The following is an 18,915-nucleotide window of genomic DNA, read 5'->3' on the forward strand; positions in this document are numbered from 1 at the left end:
GGGATGACACACCATTCTGATCGCGCGCGCAGCCGCCCAGATGCCAGCCATCTGACAGGAATAAACAAAGTGAAGACAATGAAACTCTCAACCTTGGCTGGCCTTGCAGGGCTTGTGCTGGTCTCGGCCTGCACCGTCTCCTCGTCCAAGGACCGTGTGCTGTTTGACGGCCAGTTTTTCCGTGCCAAGGCCAAATCGGTCGACAAACGCAATACGCCGACCGAATTTACTGTTGTCGTGAACAACGTGTCAGCCTCGCTTGACGGCGCGCGAGAGGCAGGCCGGTTCGAGGGCACCAAATTCTGCATCCAGAACTTCGGCTCGTCGCGTATCGTGTGGAAGGTTGGCCCGGATACCGAACCACAAAACCTGCGCATCAGCGACGACAAACTGACTTTTGCGGGAACCTGCCAAAGACCATGAGGCTGTTTTCCGCATATCACGGCAGGGCCAGCGGTCTGTTATTGCATAGCAGACAGGGCAACACCCATCTTGGTCGATCCAAGATGAAAGGACCTGTCATGTCTTATGCGAAAACACTTGCCATCGGTCTTGCGCTGATGATTCCTGCGATCGCCGAGGCCAAACCGCCTCTGCGTGAGGTGAAACAGATCGACAATGAGCTGTACTACATCGCGGTCGCGAAAGAGATTTCGGACTATTGCCCCTCGATCAGCGGGCGGAAGCTGAAAGCGATCAACGTGATGTGGGGGCTGCGGTCCGAGGCGAACAGCCTTGGCTACTCGGACCAAGAGATCCGGGCCTATGTCGAATCCGATGCCGAAAAAGACCGGATGCGCGCCAAGGGCGAGGCTTATCTGGCCTCCAACGGCGTGACCTACGAGAACCCGAATTCCTTCTGCACTTTGGGTCGGAAGGAAATCGACAGAAACAGCGCCATCGGCGTTTATTTGAGGGCGAACTGACGATGTCTGACCTCCGCAAGATCAATATCGACGGGCAGGAAATCGAAGTCGATGGTGCTATGACCCTGATCCAGGCCTGTGAAGAGGCCGGGGTCGAGGTGCCGCGCTTCTGCTATCACGAACGTCTGTCGATTGCGGGGAACTGCCGGATGTGTCTGGTTGAGGTCGTGGGCGGCCCTCCGAAACCTGCGGCCTCTTGCGCGATGCAGGTGCGTGATCTGCGTCCGGGGCCGGAGGGGCAGCCGCCTCAGGTCAAGACGAACTCACCCATGGTCAAGAAGGCCCGCGAAGGGGTGATGGAGTTTTTGCTGATCAACCACCCTCTGGACTGCCCGATCTGTGATCAGGGGGGGGAGTGCGACCTGCAGGATCAGGCGATGGCCTATGGTGTTTCGGGTTCACGCTTTAAGGAAGCCAAGCGCGCCGTTGACGATCTGGATTTGGGGCCGCTGGTCGGTACCGCAATGACCCGCTGTATCAGTTGTACGCGCTGTGTGCGCTTCACGACCGAGGTCGCTGGCATCACTCAGATGGGTCAGACTGGTCGGGGCGAGGATGCTGAAATCACCTCATACCTGAACCAGACGCTGCACTCGAACCTGCAGGGTAACATCATTGATCTGTGCCCCGTGGGTGCGCTGACTTCGAAACCCTATGCCTTCACCGCGCGTCCGTGGGAGCTGACCAAGACCGAGAGCATCGACGTGATGGATGCCTTGGGGTCGAACATCCGCGTGGATACCAAAGGGCGCGAAGTGATGCGGTTCCTCCCGCGCAACCATGATGGCGTGAACGAGGAATGGATCAGCGACAAAACCCGGTTCGTCTGGGACGGTCTACGCCGTCAGCGTCTGGACCGCCCGTATGTGCGCGAAAACGGCAAGCTGCGTCCGGCCTCGTGGCCTGAGGCGCTGACCAAAGCCGCTGAAGCGCTGAAAGGGGCCGAAAAACAGGCCGGTCTCATCGGTGATCTGGCGCCGGTTGAGGCGATCTTTGCGCTGAAGCAGATGATCGAAGGGCAGGGCGGTGTTGTCGAATGCCGTACGGACGGGGCCAAGCTGCCTGCGGGCAACCGTGGAGCCTATGCCGGGACCGCTGCGATCGAAGATATCGACATGGCCGAGCGTATTCTGCTGATCGGAACCAATCCGCGCGATGAGGCTCCGGTTCTGAATGCCCGCATCCGCAAGGCCTGGGCGCATGGGGCCGAGGTTGCTCTGGTCGGCCCGGCGGCCGATCTAACCTATGAATACCACCACATGGGCGATGACCGCGCAGCGTTGCAAAAGGTTGTCGACATGGGCGGCGATGATGAGATCAAGGCCAAACGCTCTTTGGTCATTGTCGGTCAGGGCGCGCTGCAAGAGGCCGATGGCGCCGCTGTTCTGGTGGCCGCGCAAGCCATTGCAAGCAATACCGAAAGTGGGCTGATCATCCTGCATACTGCTGCCGCGCGTGTGGGTGCGATGGATGTGGATGCCACCAACGCGGGCGGTATGGACGCGATCAGCGCGGCTGATGTGATCTATAACCTCGGCGCGGACGAGGTCGAAATCGGAGACGGCGCATTCGTCATCTATCAGGGCAGCCATGGCGACCGTGGCGCGCACCGCGCTGATGTGATTCTGCCTGCCGCCGCCTATACCGAGGAAAACGGGTTGTTCGTCAACACCGAAGGCCGCCCTCAGCTGGCCATGCGTGCGGGTTTCGCACCGGGTGAGGCCAAGGAAAACTGGGCGATCCTGCGTGCACTCTCGGCCGAGTTAGGGGCAACTCTACCCTTCGACTCTTTGGGGCAATTGCGATCCGCGTTGATCGAGGCGGTACCGCATCTGGCGCATATCGACGAAGTGATTGCGAACGAGGTGCAACCGCTTGAGGCTGGTACACTGGGCAAGGCGAGTTTCCGCTATGCGGTCAAAGATTTCTATCTGACCAACCCGATCGCGCGCGCCTCACAACTGATGGCCGAGCTGTCGGTGCAGGCGAATAACACAGACAGGATGGCCGCAGAATGATCCGTCCCGCAGAGATATCCCCGACGACCCACGGTGTGAGGACCAATGGCTGATTTCTTTAACACACCGGGCGGCATCGCCCTGATCGTCCTAGCGCAGGTGCTTGCCGTTGTTGCCTTTGTGATGATCTCGCTGTTGTTCCTTGTCTACGGCGATCGCAAGATCTGGGCCGCTGTTCAGATGCGCCGTGGCCCGAACGTGGTGGGTGTTTACGGCCTATTGCAAACAGTGGCCGACGCGCTGAAATATGTGGTCAAAGAGGTCGTCATCCCAGCAGGCGCGGACCGCACCGTTTTCATCCTTGCTCCGCTGACCTCTTTCGTGCTGGCAATGATTGCTTGGGCCGTGATCCCATTCAACGACGGCTGGGTGCTGTCAGATCTGAACGTGGCGATCCTCTATGTCTTCGCCGTGTCCTCTTTGGAGGTTTATGGCGTGATTATGGGCGGTTGGGCGTCGAACTCAAAGTACCCGTTCCTCGGCTCGTTGCGCTCTGCGGCACAGATGATCTCTTATGAAGTGTCCATAGGTCTGATCATCATCGGCGTGATCATCTCGACCGGTTCGATGAACTTCGGCAATATCGTCGAGGCGCAGGACGGCCGCTTCGGATTCTTCAGTTGGTACTGGTTACCGCATTTCCCGATGGTCTTCCTGTTCTTCATCTCGGCGCTTGCGGAAACCAACCGTCCACCGTTCGATTTGCCCGAAGCGGAATCAGAACTGGTCGCCGGCTATCAGGTCGAATACTCGGCCACGCCCTTCCTGCTGTTCATGGCGGGCGAGTACATCGCCATCTTCCTAATGTGCGCGCTGACCACGCTGCTGTTCTTCGGCGGTTGGCTGTCGCCGATCCCGGGCCTGCCTGACGGTGTGCTATGGATGGTCGCGAAGATGGCGTTCTTCTTCTTCCTCTTCGCGATGGTCAAGGCAATCACGCCCCGCTACCGCTATGACCAGCTAATGCGTCTGGGATGGAAAGTATTTCTGCCATTCTCATTGGCATGGGTGGTTTTCGTGGCCTTTGCTGCAAAATTGGAATGGTTCTGGGGCGCATTCGCGCGTTGGAGCGTAGGAGGCTGATATGACTCAAATCGACTACACCCGCGCTGCCAAGTACTTCCTGTTGCAGGACTTCTGGGTCGGCATGAAGCTTGGGCTAAAATACTTCTTCGCGCCCAAGGCCACCGTGAATTATCCGCATGAAAAGGGCCCTCTGTCGCCTCGGTTCCGCGGCGAGCACGCCTTGCGCCGATACCCTAACGGCGAGGAACGCTGCATCGCCTGTAAGCTCTGCGAGGCGATTTGCCCGGCGCAAGCCATCACCATCGACGCCGAACCACGCGAAGATGGCAGCCGCCGCACCACGCGCTATGACATCGACATGACCAAATGCATCTATTGCGGTTTCTGCCAAGAGGCCTGCCCGGTCGACGCAATTGTCGAAGGTCCGAACTTCGAATTCGCCACAGAAACAAGGGAAGAGCTGTTTTACGACAAGGAAAAACTGCTCGACAACGGTGAACGCTGGGAAGCCGAAATCGCCCGCAATCTGGAAATGGATGCGCCGTACAGATGAGTGACACGCCGACAAATCCGTTTGAGCTGATGATGAAGCAGGCGCAGGACATGGCCAAGGCGATGAACCCGGCGATGGAGAATTTCTCGCCCAAAGGGTTCGAGAACCTATGGCCGACCATGCCCAAAGAGGTCATGGAGATGATGTTCGGCAACACCGTCAACAAGGACGGGCTGGATGCCAAGACGCGTCTACTGCTAACGCTGGCTGGGTTGACCTGTCAGGGCGCTCAGGCAGATTCGGCCGTTCGGCAGACCGTGCGCCATGCGCTTGAGGCGGGCGCAAGGAAACAAGAGATCGTGGAAACGATCGGTCAGATGTCGGTCTTTGCTGGCATCCCGGCCATGACCCGCGCGCTGGATCTGGCGCAAGAGGTCATGAGCGACAACGAGGATGAGGATTAATGACCGTCTTTGCCTTCTACCTGTTTGCCATCAGCACTATAACCGGCGGGCTGTTCACGGTGATCAGCCGCCAGCCGGTGCACTCGGTGCTGTGGCTGATCCTGTCCTTCTTGTCATCGGCTGGGCTGTTCGTGCTGCTGGGGGCCGAGTTTGTGGCGATGTTGCTGATCATCGTCTATGTCGGCGCGGTCGCGGTGCTGTTCCTGTTCGTTGTGATGATGCTGGACGTGGACTTTGCCGAGCTGAAGGCCGAGATGGCGCGGTACATGCCGCTGGCCCTGCTGATCGGTTTGGTGATCCTGATGCAGTTCATCATGGCCTTCGGAGCATGGGACAGCGCGCAAGGCGTTGAAGCCAATCTGACGCAACCGGTCCCAACAGACCGCCACAACACCGAAGCGCTCGGCGTTATCCTTTACGATCAGTATTTTCTTCTGTTCCAACTTGCGGGTCTGATCCTGCTGGTGGCCATGATCGGTGCCATCGTGCTGACGCTGCGCCACCGTCAGGACATCAAGCGTCAGGACATCGTCGGCCAGATGATGCGCGACCCGGTCAAGGCAATGGAGTTGAAGGACGTGAAACCGGGGCAGGGACTTTGAGAAGATGATCGGACTTGAACACTATCTTACGGTCGCCGCGACGCTGTTCGTCATCGGCATCTTCGGTCTCTTCCTGAACCGCAAGAATGTCATCATCCTACTGATGAGCATCGAGTTGATGCTGCTGGCGGTGAATATCAACCTTGTGGCGTTTTCCAGCTTCCTCGGTGATCTGGTCGGGCAGGTGTTCACGCTGTTCGTGCTGACCGTTGCGGCGGCGGAGGCGGCGATTGGTCTAGCCATTCTGGTCTGCTTCTTCCGCAACCGTGGCACCATCGCGGTTGAAGACGTCAATATGATGAAGGGCTAAGAGAACTATGGAAACCACCATCCTCTTTGCCCCGCTCGTGGGCGCTCTGATCTGCGGGTTCGGCTGGCGGTTCATCGGTGAGAAAGCCGCCATGTGGACCGCAACGGGTCTGCTGTTTCTGGCCTGTCTGCTGTCGTGGATCGTGTTCCTGGCTTTCGATGGTCAGACCCAACAGATCGAAATCCTGCGCTGGATCGAGAGCGGCTCTCTCTCGACAAGTTGGGCAATCCGTCTGGACCGTCTAACCGCGATCATGCTGATTGTGGTGACGACTGTCTCGGCGCTCGTGCACCTCTATTCCTTCGGCTACATGGATCACGACCCGCAATGGCGGGAGGGTGAAAGCTACAAGCCGCGCTTCTTTGCCTATCTCTCTTTCTTCACCTTCGCGATGCTTATGCTGGTGACAGCCGACAACCTCGTGCAGATGTTCTTCGGCTGGGAAGGCGTGGGCGTCGCCTCATACCTGCTGATCGGTTTCTATTATCGCAAGTCCAGCGCCAATGCGGCGGCCATGAAGGCGTTTATCGTCAACCGGGTTGGCGATTTTGGCTTTGCGCTGGGGATTTTCGCGATCTTCTTCCTGACTGACAGCATCAACTTCTCGGATATCTTTGCCTCGGCCTCTGACCTGTCGGAAATGCAGCTCAGCTTCCTCTGGGGTGAGTGGAACGCGGTAGAGGTGATCTGTGTCCTTCTGTTCATCGGCGCGATGGGTAAATCGGCGCAGTTGATCCTGCACACATGGTTGCCGGACGCGATGGAAGGCCCGACGCCTGTATCAGCCCTGATCCATGCCGCGACAATGGTAACGGCGGGTGTGTTCCTTGTCTGCCGCATGTCGCCGCTGATGGAGTTCGCGCCTGGGGCGACCGGGTTTATCACCTTCCTTGGGGCCTCGACTGCGTTTTTTGCGGCGACCGTGGGATTGGTTCAGACCGACATCAAGCGCGTCATAGCTTATTCGACCTGTTCGCAGCTGGGCTACATGTTCGTGGCCGCAGGCGTCGGCATGTACTCGGCGGCGATGTTCCACCTGCTGACGCACGCTTTCTTCAAGGCGCTTTTGTTCCTCGGGGCCGGTTCGGTGATCCATGCGATGCACCACGAGCAGGAAATGACCGAATATGGCGGGCTGCGGAGTAAGATCCCCTATACGTTCTGGGCGATGATGATCGGAACGCTGGCCATCACGGGTGTCGGTATCCCGCTGACCACCTTCGGCTTTGCCGGGTTCTTGTCCAAGGACGCGATCATTGAAAGCGCCTTTGCGGGCGGCACGGGCTATGCCTTCTGGATGCTGGTTATCGCGGCTGTTTTCACCTCGTTCTACAGCTGGCGTCTGATTTTCCTGACCTTCTATGGCGAGCCGCGCGGGGACAAGCATACGCATGATCACGCCCATGAAAGCCCGAAGGTGATGCTGATCCCTCTTGGTGTTTTGTCACTGGGCGCGGTTTTTGCCGGGATGATCTGGTACAGCAACTTCTTTGGTCACACCGACAAGGTGGGCAAGTTCTATGGCATTCCGGTGGCCGAGGCTTCGGCGCATGGTGAAGGTCATGACGATGCGACCCATGCCGAGCATGTCGCCGATGGTACCGCCGAGGAGCATCACGGTGACGATCATGCCGATGCCCACTCGGATGAGGCGCACGGGGATGACCATGCGGATGAGACACATGGCAAGAAAGACGCCCACGGAGATCATCACTACGTCTTCGCGGGCGAACCGGGTGAGGGCGCTTTGTACATCGCGCCGGACAATACCGTGCTGGATGACGCCCATGCCGTCCCGAAATGGGTCAAGGTCTCGCCTTTCGTGGCAATGTTGCTTGGGTTTGTCGTGGCCTACTGGTTCTACATCGTGAACACTTCGCTGCCCGCGCGTCTGGCCGCAAACCAGCGTCCACTGTACCTGTTCCTGCTGAACAAATGGTACTTTGACGAGATCTATAACGCCATCTTTGTCAAACCCACTCTGGCCCTTGGCCGCCTTCTGTGGAAGCGCGGCGATGGCAACACAATTGATGGTTTCCTGAACGGAGTAGCAATGGGCGTTGTTCCCTTCTTCACCCGCCTCGCAGGTAAGGCGCAGACCGGGTACATCTTTACCTACGCCTTCTGGATGGTGCTGGGCATCGCGGCCCTTGTGACCTGGATGTCGATCGGCGGAGGGGCGCAGTAATGGACAATATCCTTTCGATCGTGACCTTCATCCCGGCCATTGCCGCGGGTATTCTGGCGCTTTTCCTGCACGGAAATGATGCGGCGGCGCAGCGGAATGCCAAATGGGTGGCTCTGCTTGCGACCACTGTTACCTTCCTCGTGTCGATTGGTATCTACACGGGCTTTGATCCCTCGAACACCGGCTTCCAGATGGTGGAAGAGGGCGAGTGGCTGATGGGTCTGAAATACAAGATGGGCGTCGATGGCATCAGCGTGCTGTTCGTATTGCTGACAACCTTCATCATGCCCCTGACCATTCTGGCCAGCTGGAAAGTGACCGAACGGGTCAAGGAATACATGATCGCCTTCCTGCTGCTGGAAACGCTGATGCTGGGCGTGTTCATGGCGCTGGATCTGGTGCTGTTCTACCTGTTCTTCGAGGCAGGCCTGATCCCGATGTTCCTGATTATCGGCATTTGGGGCGGCAAGGACCGCATTTACGCCAGCTTCAAGTTCTTCCTTTATACCTTCCTAGGCTCGGTGCTGATGTTGGTGGCGATGGTTTCGATGTATGCTGATGCCGGCACCACGGATATCGAAGCGCTGATGACCCATCAGTTCTCGTCCGAAAGCTTTAGCGTGCTAGGCATTTACGTCGTCGGCGGGATGCAGACGCTGATGTTCCTTGCCTTCTTCGCGTCTTTCGCGGTGAAAATGCCGATGTGGCCGGTGCATACTTGGCTGCCGGATGCGCACGTGCAGGCCCCGACGGCGGGCTCGGTCGTGCTGGCGGCGATCCTGTTGAAAATGGGCGGCTATGGTTTCCTGCGGTTCAGCCTGCCGATGTTCCCGGTTGGCTCGGCGGTGATGACCGATCTGGTGCTGTGGATGTCAGCCATCGCCGTTGTCTATACCTCGCTCGTTGCGCTGGTGCAGGAGGATATGAAGAAACTGATCGCATACTCCTCGGTCGCGCATATGGGCTTTGTGACTATGGGGATTTTCGCGGCGAACCAGCAGGGTATTGATGGCGCGATCTTCCAGATGCTCAGCCATGGGTTTATCTCAGCGGCTTTGTTCCTGTGCGTCGGCGTGATCTACGACCGGATGCACACCCGCGATATCGACGCGTACGGAGGTCTGGTGATCCGGATGCCCGCCTATGCGCTGGTCTTCATGCTGTTCACCATGGCGAATGTCGGCCTGCCGGGTACCTCGGGCTTCATCGGCGAGTTTCTGACCCTGATGGGCGCATTCCAGGTCAACACCTGGGTAACCGCAGTGGCCGCGACCGGCGTGATATTCTCGGCAGGCTATGCGCTTTGGCTCTACCGTCGGGTCGTGTTCGGCGATCTGATCAAGGAAAGCCTCAAGGCGATGACCGACATGAGCTCGCGTGAGCGGCTGATCTTTGCGCCGCTCATCGTGATGACCATCCTGCTGGGCGTCTATCCGTCGCTGGTGACCGATGTGATCGGCAACTCGACCGCTGCACTGATTTCGAACTATGACACGGCTCTGGCCGCGGCTGAAGCTGCGACCCAGACGGCCGCTTCGCATTAAGGGAGCTTTGGAGACATGATCCAGGCTGATCTGACGATAATCCTGCCAGAGATCGTTCTGGCCGTATATGCGATGGCTGCTCTGATCGTGGCTGTTTACACAAAGAAGGACGAACTGGCTCCGGCATTGGTCTGGTCCACGGCAGGTCTAATGGCGCTTCTGGCGATTTGGATCTCAAGCAACGGTGACGGGACCAACGTGGCGTTCTATGGAATGTTCGTGGATGACGGCTTTGCGCGGTTTTCCAAGGTTGCCATCTTACTTTCCGCCGCTGCCGTTCTTGTCATGAGCCAGGACTACATGGCCCGCCGCAACCTGCTGCGGTTTGAATACCCTGTGCTGGTCGCTTTGGCTGCGGTCGGGATGATGATGATGGTCAGCGCTGGCGATCTGATGTCGCTTTACATGGGGTTGGAGCTTCAATCGCTGGCCCTCTATGTCGTGGCAGCGCTGCGGCGGGACAGCGCGAAATCTACTGAGGCCGGTCTGAAGTATTTCGTTCTGGGTGCGCTTAGCTCGGGCCTGCTGCTCTATGGCGCGTCGTTGGTTTACGGGTTCACCGGCACCACGCTGTTCTCGGGCGTCATCGCCACCGTTCAGGCCGGAGACGTCTCGATCGGTCTGCTCTTCGGTCTGATCTTGCTGATCTCGGGTCTGGCTTTCAAGGTTTCGGCCGTGCCGTTCCACATGTGGACGCCGGATGTGTACGAAGGGTCTCCGACCCCGATCACAGCCTTCTTTGCGACCGCTCCAAAAGTGGCTGCCATGGCGCTGTTTGCGCGCCTGCTGCATGACGCGTTTGGAGGCATCGTGAAGGATTGGCAGCAGGTGATCGTGTTGCTGTCGGTTCTGTCCATGCTGTTGGGCGCGGTTGCCGCCATTGGCCAGCGTGACATCAAACGTCTGATGGCGTTTTCCTCGATTGCCCATATGGGCTATGCGCTGATCGGTCTGGCTGCGGGAACCGAGCTGGGCGTGAAAGCCATGCTGATGTATCTGGCGATCTACGTGACGATGAATATCGGCACCTTCGCCTTCATCCTGATGATGGAGCGCGACGGCAAACCGGTCACCGACATCGACGCCTTGCGGCAGTATTCCAAGCGCGATCCGGGAAAGGCTCTGGCCGTTCTGATCCTGATGTTTAGCTTGGCAGGTGTACCGCCCATGCTTGGGTTCTTTGCCAAGTTCGGCGTTTGGCAGGCGGGTGTCAGCGCGGGTCTGACCGGGTTGGTGATCGTGTCGGCCATCGCCTCGGTCATCGGTGCGTTCTACTATCTGCGGATCGTCTTCTATATGTATTTCGGTGCTGAGAACGAAGAACCCATCGAAACGCGTTCAAACCCTGTATTGTGGGTGGCCTTGATGGGATCGGCGGCTTTGATGTTGATCGGCGTGTTCTACCAGTTTGGTGTCGAGGGCGCTGCGGCCGCTGCTGCAGCCACGCTTGTCAACTGATGAAAGCCGCCAACACAATGCAGCTGCGCAACCGCGCAAGCGGGCCTTGCTGACATGAGTAGCTGGCCCGACGGGTACGGCTTGCACATCTTGCAAGAGGTGGACAGCACGTTGAACGAAGCGGCGCGTCTTGCACCCACGGCGCAAGGCCCCGTGTGGATCATGGCGCATCATCAGACAGCAGCGCGCGGCAGGCGAGGGCGGGCTTGGGCCAATCCCAAGGGCAATTTGGCCTCGACCCTTCTGATGCGCCCTCAGGGCGATCCGGAGAGTGCGGCTCTGCGCAGCTTCGTAGCGGCTTTGGCCTTGTTCGATGCCTGTGTCGCTGTGACCGGCAGAGCGTCAGGTTTGTCGCTAAAATGGCCCAATGATGTTTTGCTGAACGGCGGCAAGCTTGCGGGGATATTGCTGGAAAGCACGGGGCAGGGGCGCGGAGTTTCACATCTGTCGATTGGGATCGGCGTCAATCTGACCGAAGCCCCTGGCGCAGACGCGGTTGAGCCGGGTGCCGTTCGCCCGGTTTCTCTGCTGTCGGAAACCGGTGCGCATGTCACGCCTGAGGATTTTTTGACCGAACTCGCCATCGCCTATGCCGGCTATGAAACCCAATTCGTCACTTACGGCTTTGAACCGATCCGCACGGCATGGTTGGCCCGCGCAGCGCGGCTGGGTGAGGTCGTTACCGCCCGTACCGCCACGTCGGAAACGGTTGGTACCTTCGAAACGGTAGACGCGGGGGGCAACCTTGTCCTAAACACCGCCAAAGGCCGTGTGAGCATTCCTGCGGCGGACGTGTTTTTCTGAAGGGGGCTCAGATGCTTCTGGCCATCGACTGCGGCAATACCAATACCGTTTTCTCGATCTGGGACGGCGAGACGTTTCTGTGTACCCTGCGCACCTCGACCCATCATTCGCGCACGGCGGATGCCTATTTCACCTGGTATTCCACACTGGTGAAACACTACGGGATCGAGGCTGACATTACCGATGTTGTCATCGCCTCGACCGTGCCGCGCGTGGTTTTCAATCTGCGCATCTTTGCGGATCGGTTCTTTGGTTGCCGTCCGCTAGTTGTGGGTAAACCGGATTGCCTTTTGCCTGTCGCCCCACGCATTGACGAAGGCACGGTGCCGGGGCCTGATCGCCTCGCCAATGCAGTGGGGGCCTTTGACCGTCATGGCGGAGACGTTGTGGTTGTCGATTTCGGAACCGCGACCAACTTTGACGTCGTCGCCTCTGATGGGGCCTATGTCGGAGGCGTCATCGCGCCGGGCGTAAACCTGAGCCTCGAGGCCCTGCACCAAGGGGCCGCCGCCCTGCCACATATCGACATCACCCGCCCGGAAAAGGTGATTGGTACGAATACGGTTGGCTGTATCCAATCGGGCGTGTATTGGGGCTATTCCGGTTTGATCGAGGGGCTGATCGCCCGCATCAAGACCGAATATGGAATGCCGATGAAAGTCGTTGGAACCGGTGGGCTCGCACCCTTGTTCGATCAGGCCGACGTGGGGTTCGACGCAATCGAAGATGATCTGACGATGCACGGGCTGACCGTGATCCATCGCTATAACAAGGAAAATGGCTCAAAATGAGCAGCGAAAGACTGATCTACCTGCCACTGGGCGGGGCCGGTGAAATCGGCATGAATGCCTATGTGTATGGCTACGGCGCGCCGGGCAAGGAACGTCTGATCCTCGTCGATCTGGGTGTGACCTTCCCTGACATGGACACCACACCGGGTGTGGACCTGATCCATGCCGATATCTCATGGCTACAGGAACGCGCCGACCGGCTAGAAGCGGTTTTTGTCACCCACGCACACGAAGACCACGTGGGGGCCGTAGCGCATTGCTACGACGCACTGGGTGCGCCGATCTATGCGCGCGCCTTCACCGCTAATATAGCCCGTCGGAAGATGGAAGAACACGGCCACCCTGAAGACGCCGTCCGCACTGCCTCCGCTTGGCCCGAGCAGGTCTCAGCCGGGCCTTTCACCGTTGGCTTCCTGCCGGTTTCGCACTCGATCCCGGAAAGCGCCGCGCTGGTGATCGACACGCCTGAAGGGCGGATCGTGCATTCGGGGGACTTCAAACTGGACACAAACCCGGTGGTTGGCGAACCGTTTGATCCCGATCTCTGGGCCGATGTCGCCAAATCCGGCGTAAAGGCCTTGGTCTGTGACAGTACCAATGTGTTCTCAAGCCACCCCGGACGCTCAGAGTCCGAGGTCGGTCCTGAGATCACCAAGCTGGTTGAAAGTGCCGAGGGTATGGTTGTGGCGACCACATTCGCCTCGAACGTGGCGCGGGTTAAGACCTTGGCCGAAGCTGGCCAAAGGGCCGGGCGTTCGGTCGTGCTGTTGGGCCGGGCCATGCGCCGGATGATCGAAGCTGCAACGGAAACCGGCATCCTGTCGGATTTCCCCAAAGTGATCAGCGCCGAAGAGGCGGTGGAGCTTCCGCGTCAGAACCTGATGCTGATTGTAACCGGTAGCCAGGGCGAACGCCGCGCCGCCAGCGCGCAGCTGGCTCGTGGTAAATACCGCGGTATCGAGTTGAAAGAGGGCGATCTGTTCCTGTTCTCCTCGAAAACCATTCCCGGCAACGAGCGCGGCGTGATTTTCATCATCAACCAGCTCAGCGAAAAGGGCGTGGATGTGGTGGATGACAGCTCGGGCCTTTATCACGTATCGGGCCATGCCAACCGGCCTGATCTTGAAAAAGTCCATGGGTTGATCGACCCGCAGATTGTGATCCCGATGCATGGCGAACATCGACACCTGCGCGAACATGCCAAACTGGCCGAGGCCGGCGGACGCACGGGTGTTTTGGCCGTTAACGGCACCATGCTGGATCTGACCGGCAATGCGCCCAAGGTTGTCGACTACGTTGAGACGGGGCGGACCTATCTGGATGGCACGGTCAAGGTCGGAGCGTTGGACGGGGTTGTGCGCGACCGTATCCGCATGGCGCTGAACGGCCACGTGACTGTGACCGTCATTCTGGATGAAGAGGACGAGCCTCTGGGTGAGCCATGGTGTGATACGATGGGGCTGCCGGAGATCGGAACCTCTCGCGCTGCACTGGTTGAGGTGCTTGAGGAAGACCTGAACCAGTTCCTGATGCGGGCCGAGGCCAAGACCCTGCGCGACGATGACAAGCTGGAAGAGGCCATGCGCCGGATCGTGCGTCAGACGGCCAAGGCAGAGATCGGTAAAAAGCCCGAAGTCACGGTTGTGATCAGTCGCATGAAATAAGGTTGGGGTCAGTCAACCTCGGGCATGGGGTACCCCCTGAGCCTTTGGAACAGGCTGGCCTCATCATTGTTTAGAAAAAACGGAACAGAGGTTGGCGGTGTCGGGTCGGTGACCCGGGCTGTGATCTCGGCCAGCACGACCTCGGTGATGAAGGGCAGGTCGAAGTCTCGAACCTCGTCCAGTTTGACCCATTGCAGGTGCGACAGCTCATCCGAGGCGCGGCTGAAATCGTCCAGATCGCCGTGAATCGCCTGTGCATCGACCAGAAAGAACCGCGCATCAAACCGTCTGGGCCGACCCGGAGGGGTAACGGCCCGGAACACGAACTGAAGCGCCTCGGCCGAGGGTTTGTAGCCCAAAGCTGCAAAGCTGACCCAATCGGCCGGAGCGTCGCCGTCCCATTCACCGGGTTGGCCAAGGACCATCCCGGTTTCCTCCCACAACTCTCGAATCGCTGCGACGGCAAGCGCCTGTTGCAGGTCAGCCTCGGCCTGCTCGGCCAAGCGATCATAGCAGAGTTGGGGCAGCGGGGCGGCCAGTGGGATGCGCGCATCCTCGGGGTCGACCGCGCCGCCGGGAAACACGAATTTGTTCGGCATGAACGCCGCTTTGGCCCCGCGTTGCCCCATCAGGATCGAAGGCGCGGTGTAACGGTCCCGCAATACGATGACCGTGGCGGCGTTGCGGATGGCGGTCTTGTCGACGGTCACGCGGCTTTCTCGAACCCATGCATGCGCCGAGCCCATTGATAAGCCACGACAGCCCCTTTCAGGCGGGGCAGCAGGAACAGCGACAGCGCTATGCAGCCGATGGAAAATCCGATGGCCATGGTCCACGGATCCGGACGCCAATGCACGTATGACACATGCAAAGCAGGTGCCAGCAAGTGCCCGACCAGCAGAATCGTCAGATAGGCGGGGCCGTCATCTGCGCGGTGGTGAAACAGCTCTTGCCCGCAATTTGAGCAGCTGTCGTTAACCTTGAGGTAGCTGTGCAGCAGCTTGCCTTCGCCACATTTCGGGCATTTGCAACGAAAGCCTTTGACCAAAGCTGGCCATGTTTCGCGCTCTTCTTCCACTGCGGGGGTGATCGTTTGATCCATGATAATGTAACTCGCGCATCTATCTTTGGCGGATAATGGGCCTGTTTTCCGCAATAGAAAAGGGGGGTGCGTCGCTTTGCATCGCTTGGTTAGGGAAAGCGTTCGTGACCTGCTGATCCTTCGCTAAACTTTTTTCGACGGAAACCCGCTGGTGCCGCGTTTGAATGGATATGAGCAGCGGCAATCAGGTCGCGCCAATATGGGGAAACCGATATGAAGAACTCGAAATTCATCCCGGCCATCGTTCTGTCGGCAGTGGCGATCACAGGTACATCGGCACTGGCAGCAGGCCCAAAGGATCGTGAGCCAGTCTCGTTTCAGGAGTTGGACGCCAATGCGGATGGTCAGATCACGAAAGAAGAGATGCAGGCCCATCGCGCGCAGCGCTTCATAAAGGCGGATACTGACGGCGACGGACAGATAAGCCTTGAGGAGATGCAGGCCGCGGCCCAGCAGAAAGCCAATGATCGCGTGACCAAAATGTTCGAAAAGCATGACGCCAATGGCGATGGAGCCCTCAGCACCGATGAGTTGCCCAAACCGCGCCGGGCTGACAAGATGTTTGATCGGATCGACGCGGATAGCAGCGGCGGTATCTCGGAACAGGAATTTGCCGATGCAAAGGACAAGATGGGCAAGCATCACAAGAAACGCCAGAAATCGGACGCTGACGATAGCTGATGCAGGATGGAGGATCTGACCTCCCACCCTCAAGACGTTCGCGGTGCGGTGTGCACCGCGGACGACCTTGGTGACGATAGGTTGCTGAGGATGTTTGCCGATGGCGATGCCGGGGCGGCGCGGATCCTGACGGACCGGCTGGGCCCGCGTTGCTACTCGGTCTCTCTGCGCATGCTGGGGAATCGGGCCGAGGCCGAGGATGTGACACAGGATGCCATGATGCGGCTGTGGCAGATGGCACCCAAATGGGTGCCGGGCTCGGCCAAAGTGTCAACCTGGCTCTATCGCGTGACGCTGAACTTGTGTCTGGACCGCAAGCGCAAAAAAACACCGGAGCAGCTCCCCGAGGAGGCTGAGCCGCCCGACAACGCGGCCAGCGTGGTTGAGAAAATGCAAGATACGGCGCGTCATGATGCTTTGCAGGTCGCGCTTATGCAATTGCCCGACCGACAGCGACAAGCCGTCGTGTTGAGACATATTGAGGAACTGTCCAACCCCGAGATTGCCGGGGTCATGGGCCTGTCGGTAGAAGCGGTCGAGAGCTTGACCGCGCGTGGCAAGCGGGCTTTGTCGGCCATATTGGCCGGACGGCGGGAAGAACTGGGGTATGACGATGGCTGATCACGACATGGAACTGGAAAACCTGTTTGCTCAGGCGCGCAAGGACCGACCTGGCCTGCCGGATGATCTTGCCGTGCGTATCCAGACAGATGCCGAAACCATTCGGCTGGGGCGGGTGACGAAACACACACGCCGCGAACGGTCTCTGTGGCTACGCCTTCTGGACAATATCGGTGGATGGCAGGGCTTTAGCGGCTTGGCGGTTGCCAGCGTCACCGGGATTTTCATAGGGTTTTTTGCACCTGCCGTTCTGCCGGATGCGGTCGGCCTGTTCGGTGCAACGGATGGCAGCTTTCTGGCGGCCGACCTTGGATTTGACACCAGTTTTCTGGAGAGTACGGAATGAACACTGCTCCAAAACCGAAACGACGTTGGATGCCAATCATTCTGACTCTGTCACTAGCGATCAACCTGTTGATCATAGGGGTCGCGGTCGGCAGCGTATTGCGGCTGAAGAATAGCGATCACGCCAAGGCACCGCCGGGCTTTGGGCCCGCATTGTACCGCGCCTTGCCAAAAGAGGACCGCAAAGCCCTGAGGGGCGAGCTATCCGGCCTGCACGGCAAAGGGGCTAAGGGGCGCTCTCAGGACTTCATGGTCGTGACTGAGGCGTTGAAGGCTGTTCCCTTTGATCCCGAAACCGTCACGCTCTTGCTGCAGCAGCAGGCGCAAGCGACGGCGGATTTGCAGGCCGCGCTGCAAGAGAAATGGTTGGTTCTGGTTACGCAGATGAGCGACGAAGAACGCCAGACCTATGCGACCCGTCTGGAAGAGGTCGTGAAACGCGGCCCGCGCGGTCACAAGAAAAAGCACTGAGGCGATCAGGCCGCGCTTTGCTTGATGTGCACTTGGTTGCGCCCGGCCTGCTTGGCAGCGTAGAGCGCTTTGTCTGCGGATTTGATCAACTGCTCGACAGGTTCGGCCTCGTCTTGTGAAAGGTAGGCCGGAGCAGACATTTTCAGACCCACACTTATGGTTGCGAAAATCGGTGTGCGCTGATCGGGCAGGCGGAAAGGTACTGCGCAGATCGCCTCGCACAGGGTGCTTGCCATCGTCAGCGCTTTGGCGCGCGAGATATTGGGAACGGCGATCATGAATTCCTCTCCTCCGATGCGCGCGACGAATCCGGCCTTACCGACGACCTGTTGCATCCGTGCCGCCGCTTGAGTCAGCACGCAATCACCACTGGCGTGACCGTATTCGTCATTGATCGCCTTGAAATGATCCAGATCGGCCAGCATCAGGGCAAAACCGAGCCCGGTCTGTGCCGATTGCTGCGCGATCTGCTGGATGGCGCGCATGGCATAGCGGCGGTTCTGCAACCCGGTCAGAGGGTCGATCCAGGATTCAGCGATTCCTTTCTTCAGCGAATCCCGCATCCTGTCCATCCGGCTTTTGCGGGCAATCTGGTTGTCCAGCCGCAACACGATTTCTTCCGCACAGAACCCGCCGAGACAGACGGCATCTGCCCCCCGGTCCAGCGCCTCGGACGCGCGGGTGGCGTTGTTGTCGCTCAACACCCCAATCAGAACCGTATGACGTGTGGCCCCGCGTGATCTGAGGTCGGCTAGGATGTTCAGCGCGGATCGGTCTGCATCCAGCTCGACCACGATTGCATCCGGGACGGGGCCTGAGAGCAAGGCCTGAAGATCCGATTGGTGGTGTGAGGTCAGGGCATAGCGGGATTGTCCGGAAAGCGCCTGTTGCCAAAGCGCGCCGTTGCGCGGTGTTTGCGCCAGTACCGCAACGCGGGCCCGTTTGGGGGCTGCAATGAGCGGGGTTTCCGGCTCGGCCAGGCCAAGAGACTGGGGGTCCTCGCGGAATTGCAGGTCCTGCGTGTCAGCTCGTGCGCGCAATAGGCTACGGATACGGGCGAGCAGCAGTGTATCCTTGAACGGGTGGGTCAGAACATCATCCAGGCCTTCCGCCAAAGCCCGCAATCGAGCTTGCTTGTCATTCTGCGCGGTCAGGGCCACGACGGGGACGTCGCCCAAGGCCGGATTCTTCGCAATCAGGCTTTTGACATCCGCCGCTGTGCCGTCGGGCAGCGTTTGCGCGGTCAGCACCAGATCAGGCCGCACACGCCGCAAGAGAGCGGCGAGGCCTGCCAATTTCTCACCTTGTACCACATGGTACCACGCCGCTGTCAGCTGAACCTTCAGCATGATGCGGTTTGTAGATACCCCATCTAAAACAAGGATGGTTCCCTGCACGGACATAGTC

The 18,915-nt window shown here is 58.9% G+C and carries 21 protein-coding genes; 18 read left to right on the top strand and 3 right to left on the bottom strand.

The genetic code is table 11. The features are described from left to right. Positions 1-3: 3 nt before the first annotated feature. From ACR0C3_RS08370 to ACR0C3_RS08435, 14 genes are all read left to right on the top strand, one after another. Complete coding sequence (locus tag ACR0C3_RS08370; RefSeq protein WP_480674399.1) at positions 4-423, top strand: hypothetical protein; 420 nt, start codon at positions 4-6, stop codon at positions 421-423. 83 nt (positions 424-506) lie between these two features. Continuing rightward, positions 507-926 carry a DUF5333 domain-containing protein gene (locus tag ACR0C3_RS08375; protein ID WP_480538091.1) on the top strand — a complete coding sequence of 140 codons (420 nt, stop codon included), beginning with the start codon at positions 507-509 and terminating at the stop codon, positions 924-926. Between the two features lie 2 nt (positions 927-928). Next, positions 929-2,944 carry an NADH-quinone oxidoreductase subunit NuoG gene (gene nuoG / locus ACR0C3_RS08380; protein ID WP_480758040.1) on the top strand — a complete coding sequence of 672 codons (2,016 nt, stop codon included), beginning with the start codon at positions 929-931 and terminating at the stop codon, positions 2,942-2,944. A gap of 45 nt (positions 2,945-2,989) precedes the next feature. Then, positions 2,990-4,027 (top strand): NADH-quinone oxidoreductase subunit NuoH, encoded by a 1,038-nt coding sequence (gene nuoH, locus ACR0C3_RS08385; RefSeq protein WP_480758041.1) that lies wholly within the window; start codon positions 2,990-2,992, stop codon positions 4,025-4,027. A 1-nt stretch (position 4,028) separates the two neighbouring features. Continuing rightward, a complete protein-coding gene (gene nuoI / locus ACR0C3_RS08390; RefSeq protein ID WP_039524264.1) occupies positions 4,029-4,523 on the top strand; it encodes an NADH-quinone oxidoreductase subunit NuoI in 495 nt (164 codons plus the stop codon). Continuing rightward, positions 4,520-4,927, top strand: a complete 408-nt coding sequence (locus ACR0C3_RS08395) for a carboxymuconolactone decarboxylase family protein (RefSeq protein WP_170467879.1) — start codon at positions 4,520-4,522, stop codon at positions 4,925-4,927. The genes nuoI and ACR0C3_RS08395 overlap by 4 nt, the downstream gene beginning before the upstream one ends. Next, complete coding sequence (locus tag ACR0C3_RS08400) at positions 4,927-5,529, top strand: NADH-quinone oxidoreductase subunit J (protein WP_480758042.1); 603 nt, start codon at positions 4,927-4,929, stop codon at positions 5,527-5,529. Before ACR0C3_RS08395 ends, ACR0C3_RS08400 begins: the two co-directional genes overlap by 1 nt. Before the next feature lie 4 nt (positions 5,530-5,533). Then, entirely contained in the window at positions 5,534-5,839 is a 306-nt protein-coding gene (gene nuoK / locus ACR0C3_RS08405) for an NADH-quinone oxidoreductase subunit NuoK (RefSeq protein ID WP_005984024.1), read from the top strand. 7 nt (positions 5,840-5,846) lie between these two features. Further along, complete coding sequence (nuoL, locus tag ACR0C3_RS08410) at positions 5,847-8,027, top strand: NADH-quinone oxidoreductase subunit L (RefSeq protein ID WP_480758043.1); 2,181 nt, start codon at positions 5,847-5,849, stop codon at positions 8,025-8,027. Continuing rightward, positions 8,027-9,571 (top strand): NADH-quinone oxidoreductase subunit M, encoded by a 1,545-nt coding sequence (locus ACR0C3_RS08415; protein ID WP_480758044.1) that lies wholly within the window; start codon positions 8,027-8,029, stop codon positions 9,569-9,571. The genes nuoL and ACR0C3_RS08415 overlap by 1 nt, the downstream gene beginning before the upstream one ends. 15 nt (positions 9,572-9,586) lie before the next feature. Next, on the top strand, positions 9,587-11,029 hold the full coding sequence (nuoN, locus tag ACR0C3_RS08420) for an NADH-quinone oxidoreductase subunit NuoN (RefSeq protein ID WP_480758045.1): 1,443 nt from the start codon (positions 9,587-9,589) through the stop codon (positions 11,027-11,029). A gap of 54 nt (positions 11,030-11,083) precedes the next feature. Then, the gene (locus ACR0C3_RS08425; protein WP_480758046.1) at positions 11,084-11,833 is read left to right on the top strand and encodes a biotin--[acetyl-CoA-carboxylase] ligase; all 750 of its coding nucleotides are present in this window, start codon (positions 11,084-11,086) and stop codon (positions 11,831-11,833) included. An 11-nt stretch (positions 11,834-11,844) separates the two neighbouring features. Then, positions 11,845-12,624 (top strand): type III pantothenate kinase, encoded by a 780-nt coding sequence (locus ACR0C3_RS08430; protein WP_170554347.1) that lies wholly within the window; start codon positions 11,845-11,847, stop codon positions 12,622-12,624. Beyond that, complete coding sequence (locus ACR0C3_RS08435; protein ID WP_480758047.1) at positions 12,621-14,288, top strand: ribonuclease J; 1,668 nt, start codon at positions 12,621-12,623, stop codon at positions 14,286-14,288. Before ACR0C3_RS08430 ends, ACR0C3_RS08435 begins: the two co-directional genes overlap by 4 nt. Before the next feature lie 8 nt (positions 14,289-14,296). Here the strand turns inward: ACR0C3_RS08435 and ACR0C3_RS08440 are convergent, their stop codons facing one another. Beyond that, a complete protein-coding gene (locus ACR0C3_RS08440) occupies positions 14,297-14,998 on the bottom strand; it encodes an NUDIX hydrolase (protein ID WP_480758048.1) in 702 nt (233 codons plus the stop codon). Beyond that, a complete protein-coding gene (locus tag ACR0C3_RS08445; RefSeq protein ID WP_170483647.1) occupies positions 14,995-15,390 on the bottom strand; it encodes a DUF983 domain-containing protein in 396 nt (131 codons plus the stop codon). Before ACR0C3_RS08445 ends, ACR0C3_RS08440 begins: the two co-directional genes overlap by 4 nt. A gap of 213 nt (positions 15,391-15,603) precedes the next feature. Here ACR0C3_RS08445 and ACR0C3_RS08450 point away from each other — a divergent pair, with 213 nt between their 5' ends. From ACR0C3_RS08450 to ACR0C3_RS08465, 4 genes are read left to right on the top strand one after another with little or no spacing between them, the layout of a single operon-like run. Further along, the gene (locus ACR0C3_RS08450) at positions 15,604-16,071 is read left to right on the top strand and encodes an EF-hand domain-containing protein (RefSeq protein ID WP_480758049.1); all 468 of its coding nucleotides are present in this window, start codon (positions 15,604-15,606) and stop codon (positions 16,069-16,071) included. A 6-nt stretch (positions 16,072-16,077) separates the two neighbouring features. Continuing rightward, the gene (locus ACR0C3_RS08455; protein ID WP_480758050.1) at positions 16,078-16,692 is read left to right on the top strand and encodes an RNA polymerase sigma factor; all 615 of its coding nucleotides are present in this window, start codon (positions 16,078-16,080) and stop codon (positions 16,690-16,692) included. Further along, entirely contained in the window at positions 16,685-17,038 is a 354-nt protein-coding gene (locus ACR0C3_RS08460) for a hypothetical protein (RefSeq protein ID WP_480758051.1), read from the top strand. Before ACR0C3_RS08455 ends, ACR0C3_RS08460 begins: the two co-directional genes overlap by 8 nt. Then, positions 17,035-17,508, top strand: coding sequence for a periplasmic heavy metal sensor (locus tag ACR0C3_RS08465; RefSeq protein WP_480758052.1), 474 nt, complete (start codon positions 17,035-17,037; stop codon positions 17,506-17,508). Before ACR0C3_RS08460 ends, ACR0C3_RS08465 begins: the two co-directional genes overlap by 4 nt. A 5-nt stretch (positions 17,509-17,513) precedes the next feature. Here ACR0C3_RS08465 and ACR0C3_RS08470 read toward each other — a convergent pair whose 3' ends face one another. Beyond that, positions 17,514-18,911 (bottom strand): diguanylate cyclase, encoded by a 1,398-nt coding sequence (locus tag ACR0C3_RS08470; RefSeq protein WP_480758053.1) that lies wholly within the window; start codon positions 18,909-18,911, stop codon positions 17,514-17,516. Positions 18,912-18,915 lie beyond the last annotated feature (4 nt).

It is taken from the genome of Ruegeria sp. CK3, from assembly GCF_056536565.1.

Coding starts and splice junctions, on each gene's coding strand:
- ACR0C3_RS08370 (WP_480674399.1), top strand. CDS start 4: ATGACACACCATTCTGATCGCGCGCGCAGCCGCCCAGATGCCAGCCAT.
- ACR0C3_RS08375 (WP_480538091.1), top strand. CDS start 507: ATGAAAGGACCTGTCATGTCTTATGCGAAAACACTTGCCATCGGTCTT.
- nuoG (WP_480758040.1), top strand. CDS start 929: ATGTCTGACCTCCGCAAGATCAATATCGACGGGCAGGAAATCGAAGTC.
- nuoH (WP_480758041.1), top strand. CDS start 2,990: ATGGCTGATTTCTTTAACACACCGGGCGGCATCGCCCTGATCGTCCTA.
- nuoI (WP_039524264.1), top strand. CDS start 4,029: ATGACTCAAATCGACTACACCCGCGCTGCCAAGTACTTCCTGTTGCAG.
- ACR0C3_RS08395 (WP_170467879.1), top strand. CDS start 4,520: ATGAGTGACACGCCGACAAATCCGTTTGAGCTGATGATGAAGCAGGCG.
- ACR0C3_RS08400 (WP_480758042.1), top strand. CDS start 4,927: ATGACCGTCTTTGCCTTCTACCTGTTTGCCATCAGCACTATAACCGGC.
- nuoK (WP_005984024.1), top strand. CDS start 5,534: ATGATCGGACTTGAACACTATCTTACGGTCGCCGCGACGCTGTTCGTC.
- nuoL (WP_480758043.1), top strand. CDS start 5,847: ATGGAAACCACCATCCTCTTTGCCCCGCTCGTGGGCGCTCTGATCTGC.
- ACR0C3_RS08415 (WP_480758044.1), top strand. CDS start 8,027: ATGGACAATATCCTTTCGATCGTGACCTTCATCCCGGCCATTGCCGCG.
- nuoN (WP_480758045.1), top strand. CDS start 9,587: ATGATCCAGGCTGATCTGACGATAATCCTGCCAGAGATCGTTCTGGCC.
- ACR0C3_RS08425 (WP_480758046.1), top strand. CDS start 11,084: ATGAGTAGCTGGCCCGACGGGTACGGCTTGCACATCTTGCAAGAGGTG.
- ACR0C3_RS08430 (WP_170554347.1), top strand. CDS start 11,845: ATGCTTCTGGCCATCGACTGCGGCAATACCAATACCGTTTTCTCGATC.
- ACR0C3_RS08435 (WP_480758047.1), top strand. CDS start 12,621: ATGAGCAGCGAAAGACTGATCTACCTGCCACTGGGCGGGGCCGGTGAA.
- ACR0C3_RS08445 (WP_170483647.1), bottom strand. CDS start 15,390: ATGGATCAAACGATCACCCCCGCAGTGGAAGAAGAGCGCGAAACATGG.
- ACR0C3_RS08450 (WP_480758049.1), top strand. CDS start 15,604: ATGAAGAACTCGAAATTCATCCCGGCCATCGTTCTGTCGGCAGTGGCG.
- ACR0C3_RS08455 (WP_480758050.1), top strand. CDS start 16,078: ATGGAGGATCTGACCTCCCACCCTCAAGACGTTCGCGGTGCGGTGTGC.
- ACR0C3_RS08460 (WP_480758051.1), top strand. CDS start 16,685: ATGGCTGATCACGACATGGAACTGGAAAACCTGTTTGCTCAGGCGCGC.
- ACR0C3_RS08465 (WP_480758052.1), top strand. CDS start 17,035: ATGAACACTGCTCCAAAACCGAAACGACGTTGGATGCCAATCATTCTG.
- ACR0C3_RS08470 (WP_480758053.1), bottom strand. CDS start 18,911: ATGTCCGTGCAGGGAACCATCCTTGTTTTAGATGGGGTATCTACAAAC.